This is a genomic window from Flavobacterium sp. HSC-32F16, assembly GCF_024171645.1.
Taxonomy (GTDB): Bacteria; Bacteroidota; Bacteroidia; order Flavobacteriales; family Flavobacteriaceae; genus Flavobacterium.
In genome coordinates this window covers 132,223-152,812 of record NZ_JALKAC010000005.1, presented here as the reverse complement: position 1 = coordinate 152,812, position 20,590 = coordinate 132,223, and the positions used below count along the sequence as shown (strand labels likewise).

23 protein-coding genes and 1 tRNA gene are annotated in these 20,590 nt (G+C 32.7%); 10 read left to right on the top strand and 14 right to left on the bottom strand.

Going from position 1 to position 20,590, the window contains the following annotated elements; translation table 11 throughout:
* The first annotated feature begins 80 nt into the window (after positions 1–80).
* Entirely contained in the window at positions 81–1,436 is a 1,356-nt protein-coding gene (locus L1276_RS15750) for a sigma-54 dependent transcriptional regulator (RefSeq protein ID WP_253789376.1), read from the top strand.
* On the opposite strand, the gene L1276_RS15745 is transcribed toward L1276_RS15750, so the two are convergent.
* Both L1276_RS15745 and L1276_RS15740 read right to left on the bottom strand, forming a co-directional pair.
* Positions 1,433–3,874 (bottom strand): ATP-binding protein, encoded by a 2,442-nt coding sequence (locus L1276_RS15745; RefSeq protein ID WP_253789374.1) that lies wholly within the window; start codon positions 3,872–3,874, stop codon positions 1,433–1,435. The two genes, L1276_RS15750 and L1276_RS15745, sit on opposite strands and share 4 nt — an antisense overlap.
* A 179-nt stretch (positions 3,875–4,053) precedes the next feature.
* Positions 4,054–5,955, bottom strand: a complete 1,902-nt coding sequence (locus tag L1276_RS15740; protein ID WP_253789372.1) for a S9 family peptidase — start codon at positions 5,953–5,955, stop codon at positions 4,054–4,056.
* Between the two features lie 262 nt (positions 5,956–6,217).
* Between L1276_RS15740 and L1276_RS15735 the strand changes: the two genes are divergently transcribed.
* Genes L1276_RS15735 through L1276_RS15720 form a run of 4 tightly spaced genes read left to right on the top strand, consistent with a single transcriptional unit; the run spans position 6,218 to position 10,145 of the window.
* Entirely contained in the window at positions 6,218–7,330 is a 1,113-nt protein-coding gene (locus tag L1276_RS15735; RefSeq protein WP_253789699.1) for an FAD-binding oxidoreductase, read from the top strand.
* On the top strand, positions 7,330–8,112 hold the full coding sequence (gene mtgA, locus L1276_RS15730; protein WP_256527402.1) for a monofunctional biosynthetic peptidoglycan transglycosylase: 783 nt from the start codon (positions 7,330–7,332) through the stop codon (positions 8,110–8,112). Before L1276_RS15735 ends, mtgA begins: the two co-directional genes overlap by 1 nt.
* Positions 8,099–9,058 (top strand): lipid A deacylase LpxR family protein, encoded by a 960-nt coding sequence (locus L1276_RS15725; protein WP_253789370.1) that lies wholly within the window; start codon positions 8,099–8,101, stop codon positions 9,056–9,058. Before mtgA ends, L1276_RS15725 begins: the two co-directional genes overlap by 14 nt.
* Positions 9,059–9,089: 31 nt before the next feature.
* Positions 9,090–10,145, top strand: coding sequence for a hypothetical protein (locus L1276_RS15720; protein ID WP_253789368.1), 1,056 nt, complete (start codon positions 9,090–9,092; stop codon positions 10,143–10,145).
* A 313-nt stretch (positions 10,146–10,458) separates the two neighbouring features.
* Here the strand turns inward: L1276_RS15720 and L1276_RS15715 are convergent, their stop codons facing one another.
* From L1276_RS15715 to L1276_RS15685, 7 genes are all read right to left on the bottom strand, one after another.
* Positions 10,459–10,860: a helix-turn-helix domain-containing protein gene (locus tag L1276_RS15715; protein WP_253789367.1), complete on the bottom strand. Its 402-nt coding sequence runs from the start codon at positions 10,858–10,860 to the stop codon at positions 10,459–10,461.
* A gap of 125 nt (positions 10,861–10,985) precedes the next feature.
* Positions 10,986–11,555 carry a hypothetical protein gene (locus L1276_RS15710; protein ID WP_253789365.1) on the bottom strand — a complete coding sequence of 190 codons (570 nt, stop codon included), beginning with the start codon at positions 11,553–11,555 and terminating at the stop codon, positions 10,986–10,988.
* Positions 11,556–11,613: 58 nt separating this feature from the next.
* Positions 11,614–12,198: an SMI1/KNR4 family protein gene (locus L1276_RS15705; protein ID WP_253789363.1), complete on the bottom strand. Its 585-nt coding sequence runs from the start codon at positions 12,196–12,198 to the stop codon at positions 11,614–11,616.
* Between the two features lie 12 nt (positions 12,199–12,210).
* A complete protein-coding gene (locus L1276_RS15700; protein WP_253789361.1) occupies positions 12,211–12,519 on the bottom strand; it encodes a hypothetical protein in 309 nt (102 codons plus the stop codon).
* Positions 12,520–12,648: 129 nt separating this feature from the next.
* Entirely contained in the window at positions 12,649–13,680 is a 1,032-nt protein-coding gene (locus L1276_RS15695; RefSeq protein ID WP_253789359.1) for an oxidoreductase, read from the bottom strand.
* 62 nt (positions 13,681–13,742) lie between these two features.
* Positions 13,743–14,489, bottom strand: coding sequence for a hypothetical protein (locus L1276_RS15690; protein WP_253789357.1), 747 nt, complete (start codon positions 14,487–14,489; stop codon positions 13,743–13,745).
* A gap of 169 nt (positions 14,490–14,658) precedes the next feature.
* Complete coding sequence (locus tag L1276_RS15685; RefSeq protein WP_253789355.1) at positions 14,659–15,075, bottom strand: hypothetical protein; 417 nt, start codon at positions 15,073–15,075, stop codon at positions 14,659–14,661.
* A gap of 235 nt (positions 15,076–15,310) precedes the next feature.
* Between L1276_RS15685 and L1276_RS15680 the strand changes: the two genes are divergently transcribed.
* Positions 15,311–15,487 (top strand): hypothetical protein, encoded by a 177-nt coding sequence (locus L1276_RS15680; protein WP_253789353.1) that lies wholly within the window; start codon positions 15,311–15,313, stop codon positions 15,485–15,487.
* A gap of 210 nt (positions 15,488–15,697) precedes the next feature.
* Here L1276_RS15680 and L1276_RS15675 read toward each other — a convergent pair whose 3' ends face one another.
* The 3 genes from L1276_RS15675 to L1276_RS15665 all read right to left on the bottom strand — a co-directional run bounded on the left by L1276_RS15675 (position 15,698) and on the right by L1276_RS15665 (position 16,476).
* Entirely contained in the window at positions 15,698–15,973 is a 276-nt protein-coding gene (locus tag L1276_RS15675; protein ID WP_253789352.1) for a GIY-YIG nuclease family protein, read from the bottom strand.
* 88 nt (positions 15,974–16,061) lie between these two features.
* On the bottom strand, positions 16,062–16,337 hold the full coding sequence (locus tag L1276_RS15670) for a GIY-YIG nuclease family protein (RefSeq protein ID WP_253789352.1): 276 nt from the start codon (positions 16,335–16,337) through the stop codon (positions 16,062–16,064).
* A gap of 65 nt (positions 16,338–16,402) precedes the next feature.
* Positions 16,403–16,476, bottom strand: a tRNA-Ala gene (locus L1276_RS15665).
* A 103-nt stretch (positions 16,477–16,579) separates the two neighbouring features.
* Between L1276_RS15665 and L1276_RS15660 the strand changes: the two genes are divergently transcribed.
* The 4 genes from L1276_RS15660 (at position 16,580) to L1276_RS15645 (ending at position 18,901) form a co-directional block, all read left to right on the top strand.
* Positions 16,580–17,344 (top strand): enoyl-CoA hydratase/isomerase family protein, encoded by a 765-nt coding sequence (locus tag L1276_RS15660; RefSeq protein ID WP_253789350.1) that lies wholly within the window; start codon positions 16,580–16,582, stop codon positions 17,342–17,344.
* Positions 17,345–17,433: 89 nt separating this feature from the next.
* On the top strand, positions 17,434–17,610 hold the full coding sequence (locus L1276_RS15655; RefSeq protein ID WP_253789349.1) for a hypothetical protein: 177 nt from the start codon (positions 17,434–17,436) through the stop codon (positions 17,608–17,610).
* A 32-nt stretch (positions 17,611–17,642) separates the two neighbouring features.
* Positions 17,643–18,095: a 6-carboxytetrahydropterin synthase gene (locus L1276_RS15650; protein WP_253789347.1), complete on the top strand. Its 453-nt coding sequence runs from the start codon at positions 17,643–17,645 to the stop codon at positions 18,093–18,095.
* A 62-nt stretch (positions 18,096–18,157) separates the two neighbouring features.
* A complete protein-coding gene (locus L1276_RS15645; protein ID WP_253789345.1) occupies positions 18,158–18,901 on the top strand; it encodes a UDP-2,3-diacylglucosamine diphosphatase in 744 nt (247 codons plus the stop codon).
* Here the strand turns inward: L1276_RS15645 and L1276_RS15640 are convergent, their stop codons facing one another.
* Both L1276_RS15640 and L1276_RS15635 read right to left on the bottom strand, forming a co-directional pair.
* Positions 18,902–20,113 carry a cytochrome c3 family protein gene (locus tag L1276_RS15640; RefSeq protein ID WP_253789343.1) on the bottom strand — a complete coding sequence of 404 codons (1,212 nt, stop codon included), beginning with the start codon at positions 20,111–20,113 and terminating at the stop codon, positions 18,902–18,904. It abuts the gene before it with no gap.
* 83 nt (positions 20,114–20,196) lie between these two features.
* Positions 20,197–20,553, bottom strand: a complete 357-nt coding sequence (locus L1276_RS15635) for a hypothetical protein (protein WP_253789341.1) — start codon at positions 20,551–20,553, stop codon at positions 20,197–20,199.
* Positions 20,554–20,590: the final 37 nt, after the last annotated feature.

Below are 20,590 nucleotides of genomic sequence, written 5' to 3'. Positions count from 1 at the left end.
CAATCTCTTTTTTTTTCGCATAATTTTAAGAAATTATAACTTTAATAGTGTTATTTTAGCAAAAAAGTCCCTAAAAGCAAATGCCAAAGATATTAGTTATAGAAGATGATATTTCGTTTTGTAAATTATTAGAAAAATTTCTAACTAAAAACAAATACGAAGTAGCCGTCGCCTTTTCCGCTTTAGAAGCCAGAGCAGCAATCAAAAATGAATCCTTCGATTTGATTTTGACAGATCTTCGTCTGCCTGATTCTGACGGTATTGGACTTATGTCTGAATTTAAAAACTCACATCCTGAAACTCCGGTTGTTTTAATGACAGGATATTCTGATGTAAACACAGCTGTAAAAGCAATTAAAAACGGTGCGGCTGATTATATTTCAAAACCTTTTAATCCCGATGAGGTTTTACTGGTAATTACGAATGCATTACAAGTTTCAAAAGAGGCAGAAGAAACTCCGGTTAAAGAAAAGAAACCGGCTAAAAAAGCGTCAGCTTCTGGTGAAAATGAATTCGTAAGAGGAATTTCTGTTGCATCAAAGAAACTATTGGATCATATTCAATTGGTAAGTCCAACAGATATGTCGGTTTTGATTATCGGCGAAAGCGGCACAGGAAAAGAAATTATCGCTAAAAGTATTCATCAGCAAAGCCAGAGAAAAAACAATAATTTTATTGCAGTTGATTGCGGTGCGATTCCAAAAGAGCTGGCAGCAAGTGAATTTTTTGGACACTTGAAAGGATCATTCACCGGAGCTATCAGCGATAAAATGGGATATTTTGAAGCAGCAAACGGAGGAACTCTTTTTCTGGATGAAATAGGAAACCTTTCTTATGAAAACCAAATTCAGTTATTGCGTGCGCTTCAGGAAAGAAAAATAAAACCTGTTGGAAGCAATAAAGAAATAAACGTCGATATACGCATTATTACCGCTACAAACGAAGATTTACGCGAGGCAGTAAAAAACGGCGATTTTAGAGAAGATTTATACCATAGAATCAACGAATTCTCTATTCAGTCTCCATCATTAAAAGATCGTGACGAAGATTTAATGGTTTTTGCCGATTATTTCCTTGAAAAAGCCAATCAGCAGTTAAATAAAGAAGTTATAGGTTTTTCTCCAGAAGTAGTTTCTATTTTTCAAAACTACAGCTGGCCGGGAAATTTACGTGAATTGCAAAACTGTGTAAAACGCGCCACACTTTTAACGCAGGGCGATTTTATAGAAAGTGATGTACTGCCAATTGAATTTTTCCAGGCAGAGAAACAAAAACAAGGTTTCAGCAGTGCTGGTTTTTCATTATCAGATAATGAAAAAGAAGCCATTATTCAGGCACTTAACAGAACCCAGAATAATAAATCTGAAGCGGCAAAACTTTTAAAAATTACCAGAAAAACGCTTTACAATAAATTAAAGCAATACAATATTGACTAAACTATTTCCTGTTCTAAAGCAGAAAATAGTTTAGTTGTTTTTGCTTTTAAAGCGGTATAAATATCCTGCAGATCTGCAATTTCCAGATTATCCTGTTCCAGAGTTTTTAAAATTGTCCCAATATCACGTGCTTCAATCTGCTTGAACATTGGCGCAATTCTGTGTGCAATGGAATTTATTTCAGCAATGTTTCCTTCATTTACCGCTTTTTCAAGCAAATCCAAATTTTCGTTACTGCTTATTATAAAAGCTTTTAAAACATCATTTAGAGCATCATTGTCATTCCCTAAAAAATCTTTTAGGGTTTCTAAAGAATACAATTGAGGCGAAGAAGTTTCTTCGGGATCGTTTATTTCAACTTCTGGAAGTTCTTCATTATCTAAAATATGCTGAATCGTTTCCAGCAATATTTTTGGGGAATAAGGTTTTTTAACCACCGTTGTAAAACCGGCTCTGGTGTAAATACCAGAATCCAGATCTGTTCTTCCGGTTAGTGCAATTACAGGCTGATTTTTATAAATGCTTTTTTCAGAGTTACGAAGTTTTTCCAGAAACATAAAACCATCAATTTCCGGCATTTGAATATCTGTAATCACAAAATCAAAATTAGTATTCTGAATCGCTTCAAGAGCTTTTGCAGCGCTGGTAAAAGAGAATACCTCGTGATTTTCCTGTCTTAAAACACCGCTGGTTAAATTGAGAAGATTGATGTCATCATCAATAACAATGAAAGTTTGTTTTTTTGTATTTCGACTAATGTTTCGTTTTATTTCTTCAACCGTAATTTCGCTGTGATCAAATACCAGAGGAACTTTAATTTCAAATGTACTTCCTTTGCCAAAAGTACTTTCTAAACTAATTCTGCCACCCATAAATGAAATTATCTTTTGACAGATGGAAAGACCTAAGCCAGTTCCGCCATATTTCTTTTCGATATTTTCATTTGCCTGAGCAAACTCTTCAAAAACTAATTTAAGATTGCCTTTCTCAATTCCAATTCCTGTGTCTTCAATGGTGATAACAAAAAAGTTTTCGTTTTCACTAACATACGAACTGATTTTGATATGACCTTCTGTGGTAAATTTATATGCATTCCCAATGATATTAGTCAAAATTTGTTTCAGTCGAAACGGATCACCTACAACTCTCGTGTTTAGTTTTTCATCTACATTAATAATCAAATTAATGTTTTTTTGTTTGTAGACCGTCTGAATATTTCGGGCTGTATCTTCAATAATTTCAGGTAGAAAAAAAGGAACTTTCTCGATAGTAATTTTTCCGGCTTCAATTCGCGAAAAGTCTAATAAATCCTGAACCAGCTGCGTAATATATTCAGATGAATTTTTGATATTTTTAATAAAATACGACTGTTTTGTATTAATATCAGAATTTCCCAAAAGTTCAGAATATCCCACAATTGTACTCAAAGGCGTTTTTAAATCATGACTTACAGTCGAGATCAATTGTTCACGGCTTTTTAGTAAATTCTTGGTTTTGAAATTCGCAATCTCAAGCTGTTTTTTGTACACCTGCGATTTTGAATAATCGCTTACAATTAAAACAGAAAAAAACAAAGTCAAAATTAAACCAGCAATAGCCGAAGCCGTTACAATTTCGTTGACTTTTTTAAGAGATTTTTCTTTTAATGAGTTGTTTTTTATCGAGTTAATGATAATTTCACGTTCAATAATGCGAAGTACTTTTCTAAGCTGGTCTGAAATTGCAATTTCATTTTTAAGCAATTTATTCTCTTCAAAATTCAGCGATTCTTTTTTCTTTTCAGCCTTTAGTTTTACGTTGCTTAACAGTTTTTTAGAATTAGCCAAAATAGAATCCGATGCTTTTTTACTCAGCGTGTTTGTGCTGTCATCTGGAATATTCTGATTGAGATAATCCACATATTTTTGCAGCACATTTCGCTGGTAACTTCCTAAGTCATTTGGATTTTTGGTAAAATCCTGAAGTTCCAGTTTTCGAAGATTAAACTCCATTTTCGTAATCTCATCAATAGCATTATTGACAGAAACTTCATCTTCGGCTTTATTTTTTATGGTTTTTAATTGTCTGATGTTTTCTGTTTTTTCAGACAATAAATAGGTTACACTATCCAAAAGTGTTTTTTGATATTCAGTAGTAACGATTTGTTTTAAAGTATCAATTCTGGCTTTTAAAGAATCGGTTTCGATAAGATAACTTTTAAAATCTTTTTCAGAATTAGTCTGAATAGTTTGTCTTGCCAGACTTTCTGTTTTGTAAACATTAGAAAATAATTTACTTACACGCAGAATTTTGGTTTTTTCATAAGCAATTTTATCTTCGAGTTTTTTATAAACTACATTTTCAGAATATAAAAACCATCCTACAGTAACAACCAAAGCAAGTAATGCAACATAGCTGAATAGAACTTTGAGTGCTGTGTAACTTTTTTTGCTCTCCATAATATTTATCGGGGGTTGGGGATGTTTTTTAGTGTTCGAATTCCTTGCAATTTATTTAAAAAATCAATTTAAGAAAAGGAAATGCAAATCAAATATTTATATAATTCCAATGTTCTAAAAATAAAATAACCGCAGATTATATAAATAATGCTGCGGTTAAGTTTATTTTAATTTTTGTTTTATAGCGTTTCGTTTAGCCATTTAAAGAATTCTCCCTGCCAAACCTGAGCATTTTGTGGTTTTAAAACCCAGTGATTTTCGTCTGGAAAATACACAAAACGGCTTTTTATTCCTCTTAACTGTGCAGCCTGGAAAGCTTCTTGTCCTTGCCCAATTGGCACACGGAAATCTTTTCCTCCCTGAAAAATCAAAATTGGTTTGTTCCAGTTTTGTACCAAAGTTGCAGGATTAAATGTAGTGTATGCTTTTTGCGCTACTGCATTGTCTTTTTCCCAATATGGTCCGCCAAAATCCCAGTTGTTAAAGAAAACTTCCTCAGTAGTTCCTAGCATTGAAACCGTATTGAAAACACCATCGTGAGCAATGAAAGTTTTAAAACGGTTTTTGTGAATTCCTGCTAAATAAAATACAGAATATCCTCCGTAGCTGGCACCAACACAACCTAAACGGCTTTTGTCAACATAACTTTCTTTTGCAGCATCATCAATTGCCGAAAGGTAATCGTCCATAACTTGTCCGCCCCAGTCCTTACTAATTTGTTCATTCCATTCAACACCGTGTCCCGGCATTCCGCGGCGGTTTGGCGCAACTACAATATACCCTTTTGCAGCCATTAAAGAGAAATTCCAACGGAAAGAATACGATTGTGTCAACGGACTTTGAGGTCCGCCTTGGCAGAATAACAAAGTTGGATATTTTTTAGAAGCATCAAAGTTTGGAGGCAGAATTACCCAAACCAGCATTTTTTTTCCATCAGTTGTTGTAACGTAACGTTTTTCGGTTTTGCTTAACGTTAAAGATTTGTATGTTTCTGTATTTACATTCGAAAGTTGTTTCCAGGTGTTTTTCTTCAAATTAAAAGAAAAAATTTCTCCGGCATGATTCATATCTGTTCTGGTAACAATAATATCATCTCCAGAAAAACCAACTAAATCATTTACGTCAAAATCTCCGTTTGTTAATTGATGAACATTAATTGCGATCTTAGTTAAGCCAGGAAAATTAACCGAGAAAAGTTGTTTTGTTCCGTCAATTGGAGCAACAAAGAAAACCGTTTTTCCGTCTTTACTCCAAATAAAATTATCTACAGTACCATCCCAATTTGCTGTTAAGTTGGTTTTGATTCCTTTAAACTCAACAATAATATCGTTTTTATCAGACTCGTAACCGTCACGTTTCATTTGTAACCAAGTTAAATTTCCTGTTGGAGAAAACTGCGGTGCAGTATCGTAACCTAAATTGCCTTCGGTTTTATTTGTCGTTTTTTGAGTCTCTAAATTGTACTCATAAATATCTGTGTTGGTAGAAATTGCATAAGCAGTTCCCGCTTTTTTCTTGCACACATAAAAAATGCTTTTGCTGTCTGGCGACCAGATATAATCTTCGTCGCCGCCAAAAGGTTTTTGAGGAGAATCAAAAGTTTCATCTTTTAAGATGTCAATTCCCTTTGCGCCGTCTTTGTTTTCTTTATAAAAAACGTGATTAAATTTTCCTTCGTTCCACGTATCCCAATGACGATAATCTAATCCGTCATAAATTTGAGCTTCAGATTTGTCTAATTTTGGGTAAAAATCTTTTCCTAAAACATTGTCGATTTTTACTTCTTCATTATAAACTAAATATTTTCCGTCTGGCGAAACATTTTTATCTGCTAAAACATCTTTTGTGTCTTTAATTTCAGCTGCATTTCCACCATTTACAGGAACGGTATAAAATTTAGAATGCGATTTGTTTTCTTCTACTGAAGGTGTAGAAACCTTAAAAACCACACTTTTTGCATCTTTAGAAATTCCAAGAGGTGTAACTCTTCCTAATTTCCATAACAATTCCGGAGACATAACATTCTGCCCAATAGCGTTTAAACTCATCATTATTAAGGTTGTTAATACTACTTTTTTCATAATCAAATTATTCTGTTTTTTTGTGCGCTAAAAATACGAATATAATTTTGCAACAAAATGTTAAAAAGGGTTAAACCATATAAGGAATGTAAGTTCATTTAAACGTTATCAATGTTTTTTCTTTTTTTACCATTAAGAGATTAAGTAAATTAAGAAAGCAGCGCTTAATATAACTTAATCTCTAAAGGGCTGATTTAAAAATTAAATTTAAATGAACTTATATGGTTCAAAAAAATCATTATTTTTATTAAAAAGTCTAAAAATGGAGTTGAGTTATTGGGAATTAAAAAACTGGTTTACAGATATTGATTATACCATTGTTGGCAGCGGAATCGTGGGTCTCCATACGGCTTTGCGCTTACGCGAAAGATTTCCAGCTGCAAAAATTCTGGTTCTCGAAAGAGGAATGCTGCCACAAGGTGCAAGTACAAAAAATGCCGGTTTTGCCTGTTTTGGAAGTCTTTCTGAAATTATGGATGACTTAAAAACGCATTCCGAAGATGATGTTGTGAATTTAATCGAAAAGCGCTGGAAAGGTTTACAGTTACTCCGAAAAAGATTAGGAGACGAAGCAATCGATTTTAAGCCTCACGGCGGCTACGAATTATTTTTAAAAGAAGACGAATTTGGATTTAATGAATGTATTTCGAAAATGCCTTTTATAAATGAAATTTTAAAACCGCTTTTTAAAGCCGAAGTTTTTTCGAAAGAAACAGACCGTTTTGGGTTTGGAAATATTCAGGATTATTTGATTTTTAATCCGTTTGAAGCACAAATTGATACCGGAAACATGATGCAGGAATTATTGAGACAAGCAGTTTCAGATAATATCTTAATTCTAAATCAGCAGACGGTAACTTCTTACACAGATGCCGGAAATCATGTAGAAGTGGTATTGAACGATTTCAGTTTTAAATCAAAAAAAATATTTTTTGCGACAAACGGTTTTGCACACTCTTTGACAAATGGAGCAGTGAAACCCGCAAGAGCACAAGTTTTAATTACAGAACCTATTAAAAATCTGGATATAAAAGGAACTTTCCATCTGGATCACGGGTATTATTATTTCAGAAATATTGGCGACCGAATTTTATTTGGCGGAGGCCGAAACCTTGATTTTGAAACAGAAACAACAACTGAATTTGGCCAGACGAAAATTATTCAAAATAGATTGGAAGATTTACTGAAAAATGTAATTTTACCGAATCAGGATTTTCAGATCGCACATCGTTGGAGTGGGATTATGGGAATTGGAAATAGTAAAAGTCCTGTTGTTTCTCAACTGTCTGAAAACGTGTTTTGTGGAGTGCGTTTAGGCGGAATGGGAGTAGCAATAGGCAGTTTAATAGGAACCGAATTAGCAGACTTAATATAATGGCAGTTAAAAAACCAGCACCCAAAACAACCGCAAATAAACCTAAACCAAAAGCAGCACCAAAGAAATCGACTCGATCTTTTGGAGAAAAAGTAAAATGGTTTTTTATAAAAGCCGCATTGTGGTTTTTTGGAGTTTCGATCGCATCGGTTGTATTTTTTAAATATGTTCCCGTGCCTTTTACGCCTTTAATGATTATTCGTGCTATCGAAAATAAACTTGACGGAAAAGAGGTTTATTTTGATCACGACTGGGAACCAATAGAAAAAATTTCGATGAATTTGCAAAAAGCCGTTATCGCCAGTGAAGACGGAACTTTTTTAACCCACAATGGTTTTGATTTTAAAGCGTTGCAAAAAGCCTATAAAAGTAACGAACGTGGACGCCGAATTCGCGGTGGAAGTACGATTTCGCAGCAAACGGCGAAAAATGTTTTTTTATGGCAGGGAAAAAGTTACTTCCGTAAAGGGCTCGAAGCTTATTTTACTGTTTTAATTGAAATTATCTGGGGCAAAGAACGTATTATGGAAGTGTACTTAAATAGTATCGAAATGGGCGATGGTGTTTATGGCGCTTATGCTGCAACTGAACATTGGTATAGACGTGACGCTTCGAGTTTAACGCCAATGCAGGCGGCGGGAATTGCGGCGATTTTGCCAAACCCAAGAAAATTTAAAGCTACAGGTTCATCAAGTTATATTAACAGAAGAAAAGAAAGAATTGTTCGCGAGATGCGTTACGTTGGGAAAAAGGTCAATTATAAAGGGGATGGAAAAAAGTAAAAAAGTATTTTTTGCTTTTCTGATTTTGACTACTGCGTTAACTTTTGGACAAGGAAAAACAACAGAAATAGGTTTTATAACCGACAATGATTTATACACTTCGTCTAAAAACGATATGTATTATACCAATGGTTTGGAACTTTTTTATCGATTTTTATCTAAAAATGATAATGAGAAAATCAATAAAAAAATTACCGAATTCAGGATTGGGCAATATATCTATAATCCCAGATTTATTAATGAGGCAGCCGTAACCATAAACGATCGCCCTTTTACGGGTTATCTTTTTGCCGAAGCGGGAAGGAGCTTTTTTTACCAAAGCGAATCGGTTTTAAAAACTGATTTTCAGCTTGGGTTTATGGGGCCGAATGCTTTGGGTGAAGAAACTCAGGAAGGATTTCATAAAATTATTGGATACAAAAAAGTGTATGGCTGGGAAAATCAGCTTCATAATGCTTTGGCGGTTCAGGCGCATGTTATGTATTCGAAGAAATTATTTCCAACAAAACACAACGATTTTATAGATCTTCATTTTCAGTCTGAAGCCAATTTGGGAACTATTTTTACGGGAGTTTCAACCGGATTTTTAACTAGAGTTGGGTTTAAGAAACTGCTTCCGGTTTACGATTCAAATCTTCATGATGCTTCAGTAAGCGCAAATGCACAGCCTGATATTCGGGAGTTTTATTTCTATGCTATGCCAAGTGTTAATTATCAGTTTTATGATGCCACAATCCAAGGCAGTATGTTTAACGATACAAGTCCCGTAACTTTCGATTTGGTGCCGCTTCGTTTCAATGCCGAGTTTGGTTTGAAATACAGACACAATAACTTCAATATGTCATATTCTTTTATTTACCGAGGGAAAGAATTAGAAGGTGATGTTAATGATACAAATACTGGATACTTTTTTGGATCGATTCGATTGGGGTTTTTGTTGAGGTAATGATTTTTAGGGAGAATTTAAATTTTCAAATATGAAAGAAATACTGCAATTTGGATTTGTAAATATCGAAGATGAGAAAGTTTATTCTGTAAAATTAAGTGATAAGCAAAAAGAACAATTTGGATTTAATAATAACGAAAAGTCAGTTTGGGATTATTTTGAGGCTTATTTAGAAGATAACAAGTTAAAAGATTTTCTAAGTAATGAATTTACGAAAAAAATTAACGAAACATTTCCAAAAGAATTAAAAGCTTCTTGTATTTATTGTAATGGGAATAGTAAAAAAGAAGAAGATAAAAAATGCTATAATTACCACGTCGAGGGACGTTTAAATGAGTTTTTGGCTGTCTGGTGGTTTGTTAATATTATCGAACAAAATAAGAGAATTCTTTATGAGAAGGCAACTTTAAGAAGTTTATCAATTAAATTTTATGAATGCTTTTTATTTAAAAATGGAAGAGTTGCTTTTGATTTGAGAAAAATTACAATGTATTGTCTAAATCAAGGATTTTTAACATTAAGTAAAATATTTTCTAAAAACGATAAAATCAAGAATTTAGAAATAATAAATCGAGCAATTGATGAATTAGATACAGAATATCTAAGAATTAAGATGTTTGAAAACGACGAACCATATCACATAAAGCCACAGAAAGATTTTTTTAAAAATAAAAGAAGGTTTTATAAGGAGCAGATTAAAATTGAAAATCTTTCTAAATCAAACTATAAAAACGAGGAAATTTCAAATTTTGACGAAGTTAAAGATTGTAAAACTGAAATTTGGTTTTTGGTAGGATGTATGTTTGCTTCAGGTAAAATGGAAAAATACTATTTCATAAATGATAAAGACACTACAGTTTTTAAAGATGGCTTTAATGCTTCTAAGGCAGCAAAAGACTTAGGAAATAACAGTTATAATAAATTTATTTTAGCCACAATTAATAACTATCCCGCTAATAATAGAAATGGAAATAAAAACATATTCAATTCAAGGGAAAAAATGCAAAAAATAATTTCTCATTGCGAATCTTTAAATGTTGAAGTAGTTCCATATTTTAAAAAAAGATTGCCAGACGAGAAAATTTAAAAATGGTACTCAAAATGGTACTGGTACCAGTAATAGTACCAAACCAATATGTGGAAATTTGATTTATAATTAAAATTGTAAGTCAGATGAAAAAGAAACTATTAAAAATAGTAAAGAAGGGTTTAATAATAACGCTTGAAATTTTGATATCTTATTTTATTGAATGGATTATTTCTATGTTTAGTTAACTGTTTTTTAGTGTATTAAAAGATAAAATATTTAATGAGATTTAAAAATTTATTTATTTCATTCTAAAAATAAAAAGCCACTCCTTTTCAGGAATGGCTTTTTATATTATTTAAAATAAAGAGAACTATTTCCCTTTAAATAATTTTTCTAAATATTCAACCTTATCTTTCTCAGCCTGAACCAAACGCTCATAAAGTTCCACAACTTTGTCAAGCGGATTGAAATTACATTGATGATTTTGACCAAAAGCTCCTTGACTATTACTGAAATCAGTATCGTGGAAAGTATTAAAATAAGTGATCATATTTTCATCTGAAAAGCTTTTTATTGCTTCGGCAGTTACACCAAGTGCTTTTGCTATTTCAATAAGTTTTGCCTCGTCTATAGTTTCACTATTTTCTATGGCAGAAATAGCTTGCTGGTTTGTTCCCAAAGCTTGTGCCAAAGCTTCCTGCTTCATATCGCGAAGTTCACGAATACGGCTTATTTTTCGCCCTATATGATTTGGTTTTGTTGCTGTGCTCATAATTCAAAGGTATTTAAAAAAGATTTACAAAATCGTTTTTCGGTAAAAAACAGACTTGTTTTGGTAAAATACGATTTCGAGTTTGAAAGAAGTAAAAATACAACTTTTCATACAATTTAAAAGATTTAATCCAGATTGTCTAAATCCATTTCTTTAGACAATTGATCCCATTTTTTATTTAGGAAATCTTTTGTTTTTTCTAAAAACTCTGGATCTACGTCTTTTAAAACTTGTGCTTTTGGACTCAATACTGCTTTTCCATCTTCAAAATAAATATAAGCATGCACAGCATCATCACCCCAAAAGAAAGGAAAAACAATCGCCTTGTTTTCTGTACTTTCAATTATGTACTTTTCCATGCTGATGATAAAAGCAAACATGGGAATCATTTCTGTAAAGTTCTCGCTAAAAAACATCATTCCCCAATGCCATTCTTGATTGGTTTCATCATAATCTGAAAAAGCCATCGCTTCGGGATAATTAATCCATCCGTCAATAACTTCCTGATTAATTTTATCGTTGTATGTGCGAAGCTGTTCCTGAGTCAAAACTGATTTTGAATACATTTCCCGGCTGTCCCAATATTCAAGCCAGTTTGTATTTAACTGCGGTTCTTCAAGCGGACTGTTTAAAAATTTTTCCAGCTGCGGTTTTGTGATTTTTACTTTACAAAATAAAGAACTTAATTCAGACATGATTTAAGATTTTAAATGGTTACTATTTTAATTAGAGAGATTGAATGGTTTTTCGATTTTAGTCCCATCGGCTTAAATTTCCTTCGGCACGTTCAAATAATTCTTCCAGAACATTTTCAAGAGTTCTTTCCGGAAGACCAGATTTTAAAAATTCCAGTAATTGGTCTGTTGCCGCTTTAATATTATCCTGATGGCAATAAAGGTTTGCAAAGTTGCCGTTTTTGTCGAAAATAATATACTCGCCGCTTTCATCAATATCTTCTTCTGACGTGATCCAGCCGATGCATTGAAATGATGCGTTTATTTTTTGTGTCTCTTCTTGAGTAAGAAATTTATATTTCTGAAGCTCCGGGCGGTCGTTTGCCCAAAAAGCAATAATCATATCAATAATTCCAGTTGAATTATGAGAGAAAGTCTCTCTTTGTTTCATATATCTGATTAGATTTTCTGCAGAAGAAATACGGAATATCTCATCAGATTCAATACCGCCAATAGTTGTATAAAAATTGATTAGTTCTTGTGGTAAAGGCAGAGAAAAATAAGAAGCCAATTCTTGTATTTCTTCATTTGAAGCCAAAGATGATTCTAAGATTTCTTCATATTCTAGTTCACATTCTGCGATACGTTTTTGTATGTTTTGCATTGTATAGGAAGATTAGTAATATTTATGTTTGAGATAGGCAGATCCTAGGGGTATTACGGCCATTACAATCAATAAGAAGAGGTTAATTAATGCCAATTTTGATTTTTGTTTAGATAAAAGAACAAATGCTTCAATAATCATCCAGGCAATCCATCCAAATAAAATGCCTAATCCCAGCATCATTAAAAAGAAATTATCAGAGATAAAGTTATTTCCGCCGCCATGATTTTTGTTTATTTCCGAAAAAAAATAACAAGCGTAGAAAACAAGTATGACAAATACTCTTATAACGATGTGGTTTTTTATTGCATTTTTATTCATGATAATCTGGTTTTAATTCAAAATGACCAACAGCTGGAACAGAAAACCTTCTTTATAAAAATCAAACGATTTGCAGGTAGAATAATAAGGCCAAGATGAAATTAGCATAAAATAGTTTTAGCAATTTGATTAATGACGATTATCGCATTGCAGATAAATATCTTCGTTTGATTTATCTATAATTGAAATTCCCGGACATCCAAAAGAAACATATTCAAAACCAAAAACAACAGGAGGCTTGTTTTTAAAAAGTTTTCCTGTCCATTGGTTAATTGCCTCGTCTCCTTCTTCATAATTTAACGGGCAGGGAGAAGAACCTTCGTTTGAATGGTAGACCTTTTCGATTATGATATCTTTAGTTGTAGAATTGATTACTAAAAGGCGTCTGCCATAAATTATTTTATCGCTGTCTAGGTAGTCTTGTAAATAATATTCATGGCTGTCTGTTTTAAATTTATACGTATTGCCTGTTACTGTGTTTTTTAACAAAACTCGTTCTTCATTTTTCATTGTTTTTGAAGGATAGTCTTTTTTAGCAATTTTTTCCCATGAAATAGGTTTTAAACGTTCTTTCGAAAACGGATTTTCTTTACCCACATACACTAAAGCATCACTGTAATATTCACTAAAACCGTTTAAAAGTTTTTTGTCTATTTCGAAACCAATCATATAATCAAAGTTGCGATAAGGCCAATCTTCTCCAGAAGAATACAGGCTCAGCATCGCTGCTGTTTTTAGGTTTTTTACAGCAAAAGAAACCCGTTTATTTTTAGCATAATCAATTATAAAAACAGAATCGGTTTCGGAAATATTTGCCCCGGTTAAAAGTCTTTTTCTATAAATGTCACCAAACGTAAAATACCGAGCATTCTCTTTTCCCATTTTTTCTACATTAGGTAAAGCAAGTGTATCTTTCTCGTAGCCTACAGAATAGACATCCGAAAGAGAAATAAAGGCAATATCACTGCTGTCTTTTGGCATCACTGTAAACAAATTGATGCTTTGCTTTCTGGGCGTTTCGTCGGCCTCTTGTAAGGTGTCGGTTCCAGTTTCTGTATGTTCAGCTGCTTCAGGCAGTTTAATTGTAGTATTTTCTTTTTTGTTGCAAGAAAAAAGTAACAGTGAAAGAACTGTAGAAAGGGCGTATAGTTTTATTTTCATAAATTAAATTGGGATTTAAATAAGGTTTTGCAAGATAGAAAAATTACAATTTGTAAGAAGAGTTATTCTGTTACACGGTTATATTTTGTTATTAACAACGGTTTTTTTGTATTTATAGAAGTATCAGAAAAATTAAGTCCCTGATTGCATGTGTAAATCAATACACCATATTTTACATCTATCTCACAATAAGGCGCATGGTGATCGCTGTTTTCTACAGGAAGCATTAATTTACCGTCTTTTATAAAAGCTTTATAAGCATCAATGTTTTCTTTTTTATTTAGGTCTCCCGTCCAGGTATTTGCGGTTGCATAATCATATCCTTTTTCAAAATAAAAACTGAGATACGATTTTTCGGTTTCATTATACCACGTTCCTTCAAATTTTTGGATTAGGTTTTTTCGACTGAATGTTTGAGCCGTAATATTTCCGGTTTTTTTATTAAAAGTAAAAGTTTTGCTTGGCCCGGCATAAAAAAGTGTGAGTGTAATTGTGCTGTCGGTTTCGTTGTTAAAAATAATATTTTTTGCCGTTCTGATTTTAACCTCCAGATTATCATTCATAAGTTGTGAGTCAGTGCATTTAAAAATTCTTTTTTCGATTATTCCTTTCTTTTCAATTACTTCAAGCCATGGAGATGTCATTACGCTGTAACCCACAATCTGCGCCCGATATTTTTCATTTAGATTTTTATACATATTCAATCCAAAAGGTGTGGTTGAAAGTACTAAAGCATAAAAAGGAATCATCATGGGGATAATGCTAAATACCAAAGTCAATACCAAAGCAGCTAAAAGAAGCTTGGCCATAATTTTTTTCCAGAAAACCAGAATTACCACAAAATTCATAAAAAGCCAAATCCAAAAAAGAATAACATCACTGTAATAACCTCTCAGGCTTATTTGTTTAAAATAATATAAGCAACCGTTTAAAACGAAAATAAAACTGAGGATGAAGTACAATCGTAATATTGTTTTTTTACCTGAACTCATATTTTTTTGAGATATAATTTAAAGCAATTACTAAAACAATTGATAAAACCCAAATAGGAAAAAACGACAATGAAAGCGTATAAAGTAATTCTTCTTTAAAAAGATATGTGCTCCACGAAGATTCTCGATCAATAAAAATGCTGTAATTCCAGAAATACCAAATTGAAATTATGCATATTAATTGAATTGCGATTTTTAAATATGTTTTTTTTATGAAATTTAAAGCCAGAAAAACAACGGTTAAGAAAACAGTTGTAAATACAGATATTAAATAAGCATCATCAAAAAAAGCACTGTCTGGATTTCCGCTTGACATTCTTTCAGAAAGACTTCCCATTGCCCAATACATTTCTATGAAAGTAGCAATGAAAATCAGTAAAGCAATTAAGATGAATTTCTTCAAGAATAAGAATATTTTAGTTTTAAAAGTTTGATTCATTTCGAAAGGTTTGCTTAATTCTTGTAAGTGTCTTTTTTGGATATTTTGAGATACACAAAAATAAGAAACTGTTTTAAAGAAATATCTTTCAAAAATTATAATTGTATTTAAGATGAGCTTCTGCTTAAAAAGAGAATGCTTAACCTTTTGATAATATGATGAATACTTTTAATTTTTACTTTTATTCAAAATTAAAATTATGGAAATTAACTGGATTGTAATAGGAGTTGCAGTAATATTGGTTGTTCTTTTGATAGTACTAACGATCAAAAAAAATCAAAAAGAGAAAAAGAAACTAACCGATTTACTGAATAATGATTTCAAAAAAGCTGAAAAAGATGATCTAGACGCTGATGATTCGGCTAATGAGAAATAATCGATTTGTCAGATTTGTCATTTCGAGAAACGACAAATCTCGCAAGTTTACCAACAAAGATTAAAGAAATACTTTACGGAGTTTCTAGTGGAATTTCTCGTTTCTCGAAATGACAAGTTTGTGTTCAATATCTAGGAAAAAAACAAACCCCTTGTAAAAACAAATTTACAAGGGTTTTAATTTTTGTGGAGAATACCGGATTCGAACCGGTCACCCTCCCGATGCATCGGGATACTCTAACCTTTTTGTTATTATTAGGTTTTCAATATACTTTCTGCTTTTCATTTTTTTTATTTGTAATTCCCTTCTACAGGCTTCGCTTCTGGTTAAAAATGTCTCAAAATATTTTAATTCCCAGTCTTTCGCAGTTTTTGTAAATGTACTTCGACCGTTTAAATGATCTTGAAGACGTCTTTCAATATCTTGACAAGAACCAATATAATATTTGTCTAGTGTTTTTGAATATATGATGTAGATATAAAACATAGGATGTCTGCTAAAAAAAATACCCAAGCAGAAATCAGTATCTGTTTGGGTATTTTTAATTTTGTGGAGAATACCGGATTCGAACGGGTCACCCTCCCGATGCATCGGGATACTCTAACCTTTTTGTTATTATTAGGTTTTCAATATACTTTCTGCTTTTCATTTTTTTTATTTGTAATTCCCTTCTACAGGCTTCGCTTCTGGTTAAAAATGTCTCAAAATATTTTAATTCCCAGTCTTTCGCAGTTTTTGTAAATGTACTTCGACCGTTTAAATGATCTTGAAGACGTCTTTCAATATCTTGACAAGAACCAATATAATATTTGTCTAGTGTTTTTGAATATATGATGTAGATATAAAACATAGGATGTCTGCTAAAAAAAAATACCCAAGCAGAAATCAGTATCTGTTTGGGTATTTTTAATTTTGTGGAGAATACCGGATTCGAACCGGTCACCCCTTGCCTGCCAGGCAAGTACTCTAGCCAAATGAGCTAATCCCCCAAAGTTGTAGCAAATAAAGTCATTTAATTTTCAAAAAACAAATTTCAGAACCTATCAGGCAAAATATTTTTCAAAAGCGTAACTTTACATTAAAACTATTTTTATGAGTTCAGAAATTACAAAGGGTTCTTTACAAACCTCTTTTCAAAATACAATTGCCACAGTGCAGTTTGGACATCCGGCAAGCAATTCTTTTCCACGTGAATTATTAGACCAGCTAACGGCTGAAATTAACGATTTAAGCCGAAATGAAAATATTTCGGTAATCGTATTAAAAAGTGAAGGCACAAAAGCGTTTTGTTCCGGCGCCTCGTTTGATGAACTTTTACAGGTTGAAAATGAAGAACAGGGAACCGAATTTTTCTCTGGTTTTGCACATCTGCTAAATGCGATGCGAAACTGTAACAAGTTAATTATTGGTCGAGTGCAGGGAAAAGCGGTTGGAGGCGGAGTAGGAATTATTGCAACCTGCGATTATGTTTTTGCAACTCCCCAAAGTGATGTAAAATTATCTGAACTCGCAATTGGAATTGGGCCTTTTGTAATTGAACCAGCTGTTTCTCGAAAAATTGGCAAAACAGCGATGACTGAAATGACTTTGGCAGCACACGCATGGAAATCCGCAGATTGGGCTTTTCAAAAAGGCTTATATTCAGTTTTAAGCAATGCTGAAAATCTGGATGCTGAGGTTGAAAGTTTTACGCAAAAATTAAGCTCATACAATCCCGAAGCCTTAAAGGAAATGAAAAAGATTATATGGGAAGGAACTGAACAATGGGAATCTATTCTTTTTGAGCGCGCAGCAATTACAGGTAAATTAGTTTTGTCCGATTTTAGTCGTGATGCTTTGTTGCAATTTAAAAAATAGGTATGATATAAGTCATTGATTTTATACAAATAGAAACATAGTTTTGAAAAATGTTTTAAAACCAATTTTTACAATATAAATTATTGAATATGACTATTATTTCTTTATTCCAAAACGTCGATGTTGCAGAGAAAATTAAAAACGCTCCAGACAGCAGTTACCAGTTAGGAGTTGTTATTGGATCTTTCATTCCTTTTGTCATTTTAATAGGAATTGCTTACTGGATGTATAACAGAGCCAAAAAAAGAGATAAAAACGGTTATTAATTTGTAAATTTGCAACCTTAAATTAAAAATCGATGAGTAATATCAGAATTACAAAACAATTTAGTTTCGAAACCGGGCACGCTTTGTACGGTTACGACGGAAAATGTAAAAACGTTCACGGCCACAGTTATAAATTATCAGTGACTGTTATTGGTTCGCCAATTACAGATCGCTCAAATGTGAAATTCGGAATGGTAATTGACTTTTCTGACCTAAAGAAAATTGTAAAAGAAGAAATCGTCGATCAGTTTGATCATGCTACTGTTTTTAATCAAACGACACCGCATGTTGAATTGGCAAATGAACTGAAAAACCGTGGTCACCACGTTATTTTAGTTGATTATCAGCCAACAAGTGAAAATATGGTTGTAGATTTTGCAGAAAGAATCATCGCGAGACTTCCAGCAGGAATTTCACTTTTTTCCCTAAAACTTCAAGAAACTGAATCTTCATTTGCAGAATGGTACGCATCTGATAATTTGTAAAAAGTCAAAAGTCAAAAGGTTTTATCTTAGTTGTCTAAAAATCTAGTAATCTAACAATCTAAATGAAAAAAATATATTTTGCTTCAGATCAGCATTTTGGTGCGCCAACTCCAGAATTGAGTTTACCGCGCGAAAAGAAATTTGTTGCCTGGTTAGATGAGGTAAAAGAAGATGCAGAAGCTATTTTCCTGTTAGGTGATTTATTTGATTTTTGGTTTGAATACAAAACCGTAGTGCCAAAAGGTTTCGTTCGGATTTTAGGAAAACTGGCCGAAATTCGCGATAGTGGCATTCCTATTTATTTTTTCGTTGGTAATCATGATCTTTGGATGAATGATTATTTTGAGACTGAATTGAATATTCCCGTTTATCACGATAACAAAGAGTTTACTTTTAACGGAAAAACTTTTTTGATTGGCCACGGAGACGGAAAAGGTCCTGGAGATAAAGGCTATAAACGAATGAAAAAGGTATTTACAAATCCGTTTTCAAAATGGCTTTTCCGATGGCTCCATCCGGATGTTGGCGTTAGTTTAGCTCAATATTTATCTGTAAAAAATAAATTGATTTCTGGTGACGAGGATATTAAGTTTTTAGGCGAAGAAAAAGAATGGCTGATTTTGTACGCTAAACGAAAATTAGAAAGTAAACACTACAATTATTTCATTTTCGGGCATCGTCATTTACCTATGGTTCACCCTGTTGGCGAAAACTCTGAGTACGTTAATCTGGGTGACTGGATTGGCTACTTTACTTATGGTGTTTTTGACGGAGAGACTTTTGAACTTAAAAAATTTGAAAAATAATTACTTTTTCTCCTGCGGATAAATTCCTATACGGTGTGTTCGTAAAATATAACTAGACAATTGTTTACTGTCTGAAAGCTGAAACTTAATAGCTCCTGATAGTTTTTTCGGCATATGACATTCTACACAATTATCTGCCAGTAATTTTTCAGGCATTATTTTAAGCGTCTTTTCGTTGTGTTTTAATCCTTGATGACAGCTCATGCAGATTTTAGAATACGATGCTATATTTTTTGAAGCATTTTCATGCGGATTATGACACGTAATACAATCCATTTTATCGCTATTGATAAAGCATTTACTTTGCGCCATTAAGCGAAATTGATTTCCGTGAACATCAAATTGCGTTGTATCGTTTATACTTCTAGTTTCTCTGTAAAATTCAGATAAACTATTTCCCGGTTTAAAATCAAAACGAGATTTCATTTTCATTCCGTCATTTCCTGCATGGCACAGTGCACAGGCATCTAATTTTTGCTGTCGGTTTAAAGTTTTAAGACTTGTAATGCTGTTGGCGGTTTTTACATTTGGATTTTTTAAATGAAAGTCAACATGCTTTTTTGCCGGACCATGGCAGCGCTCACAATCAATTCCGTAAACGATAGTGTTTTTGTCAATAATATCCTCAACATCCATTGACATGAAATTTTTCTCCTCAGAGTTTTGATTTACACTTCTGCTGCTGGCATTTGAAGCATGGCAGGAATAACAATCCTTAACCACCATTCGGTCAAAATAAGGTTTATCAGCAGGAAATCCCGGACTAGTAGCCCAATTGTTTATGGAATTGTAGAAAGAAACCGGCATTTCATACGTATTGTTATTGCGCCAGTATACCGAAGTTTGTGCATGTTTAACCCCAAAAACAATTTCAAAGCGATGTGCTTCGACTTCTTTACCGTTTTTATATAAAACCTGATAAAGACTGTCGTTTCGTTTTTCCATGACTAATTTTGTGTTTTTGTCATAGATAAAAGTGTGATGGCCTTTATTAAAATCTCCCAAAACATTTCCGGAAATTGCAGGAGCAGTAGCTTTAAAATGAGAACTCTGTAAAGCCATATTATATTGAACCTGATGACATTGAATGCAGCTTTCGGAACCAGCGTAGTCAGTACCGCGCGGATCAATATATTCATCAGATTTGTTTGTGCAGTTTGTTAAGAAAACTGACAAAATAATAAAAGCAAAAAGAATGCAGGTATTTTTCATTATCGTAAATATACTTTATTTTGAATACAAACAAAATATATTTCAATTATGAAAAAATGTTGTTAATTTATTTAGAATAGTTCTTAATTTAAGCCTGCTCCGTAAACATATTCATCCAATTCAATTTTAAATAAAGAACCTTCAACTAAATCCTTAATAGATTTTAATTCGGTCATAGAAACAGCGAGATCTATTGAATTACACGGAGTTTTCAATAAAAATTTATGGCAGGAATATTTCATTTCGCAAGCTTCACAGCAAGTATTTTCAATTAGGCTGTCTTCGATTAAATCACAAAACTGATTCAATTCTGAAACCGTAAAATAAAAACCAGTTTCCTTAAAAACCAGTTGTACTTTGTCAAGAATAGTCTGGCTGTTTTGCTTCCAGTAAAAGGCAATTCCAAAATTATTATGATATATCTGTTCTATTTCTCTCATCGTAAATCCTTTTATTTCAACAAATATAAATATTATT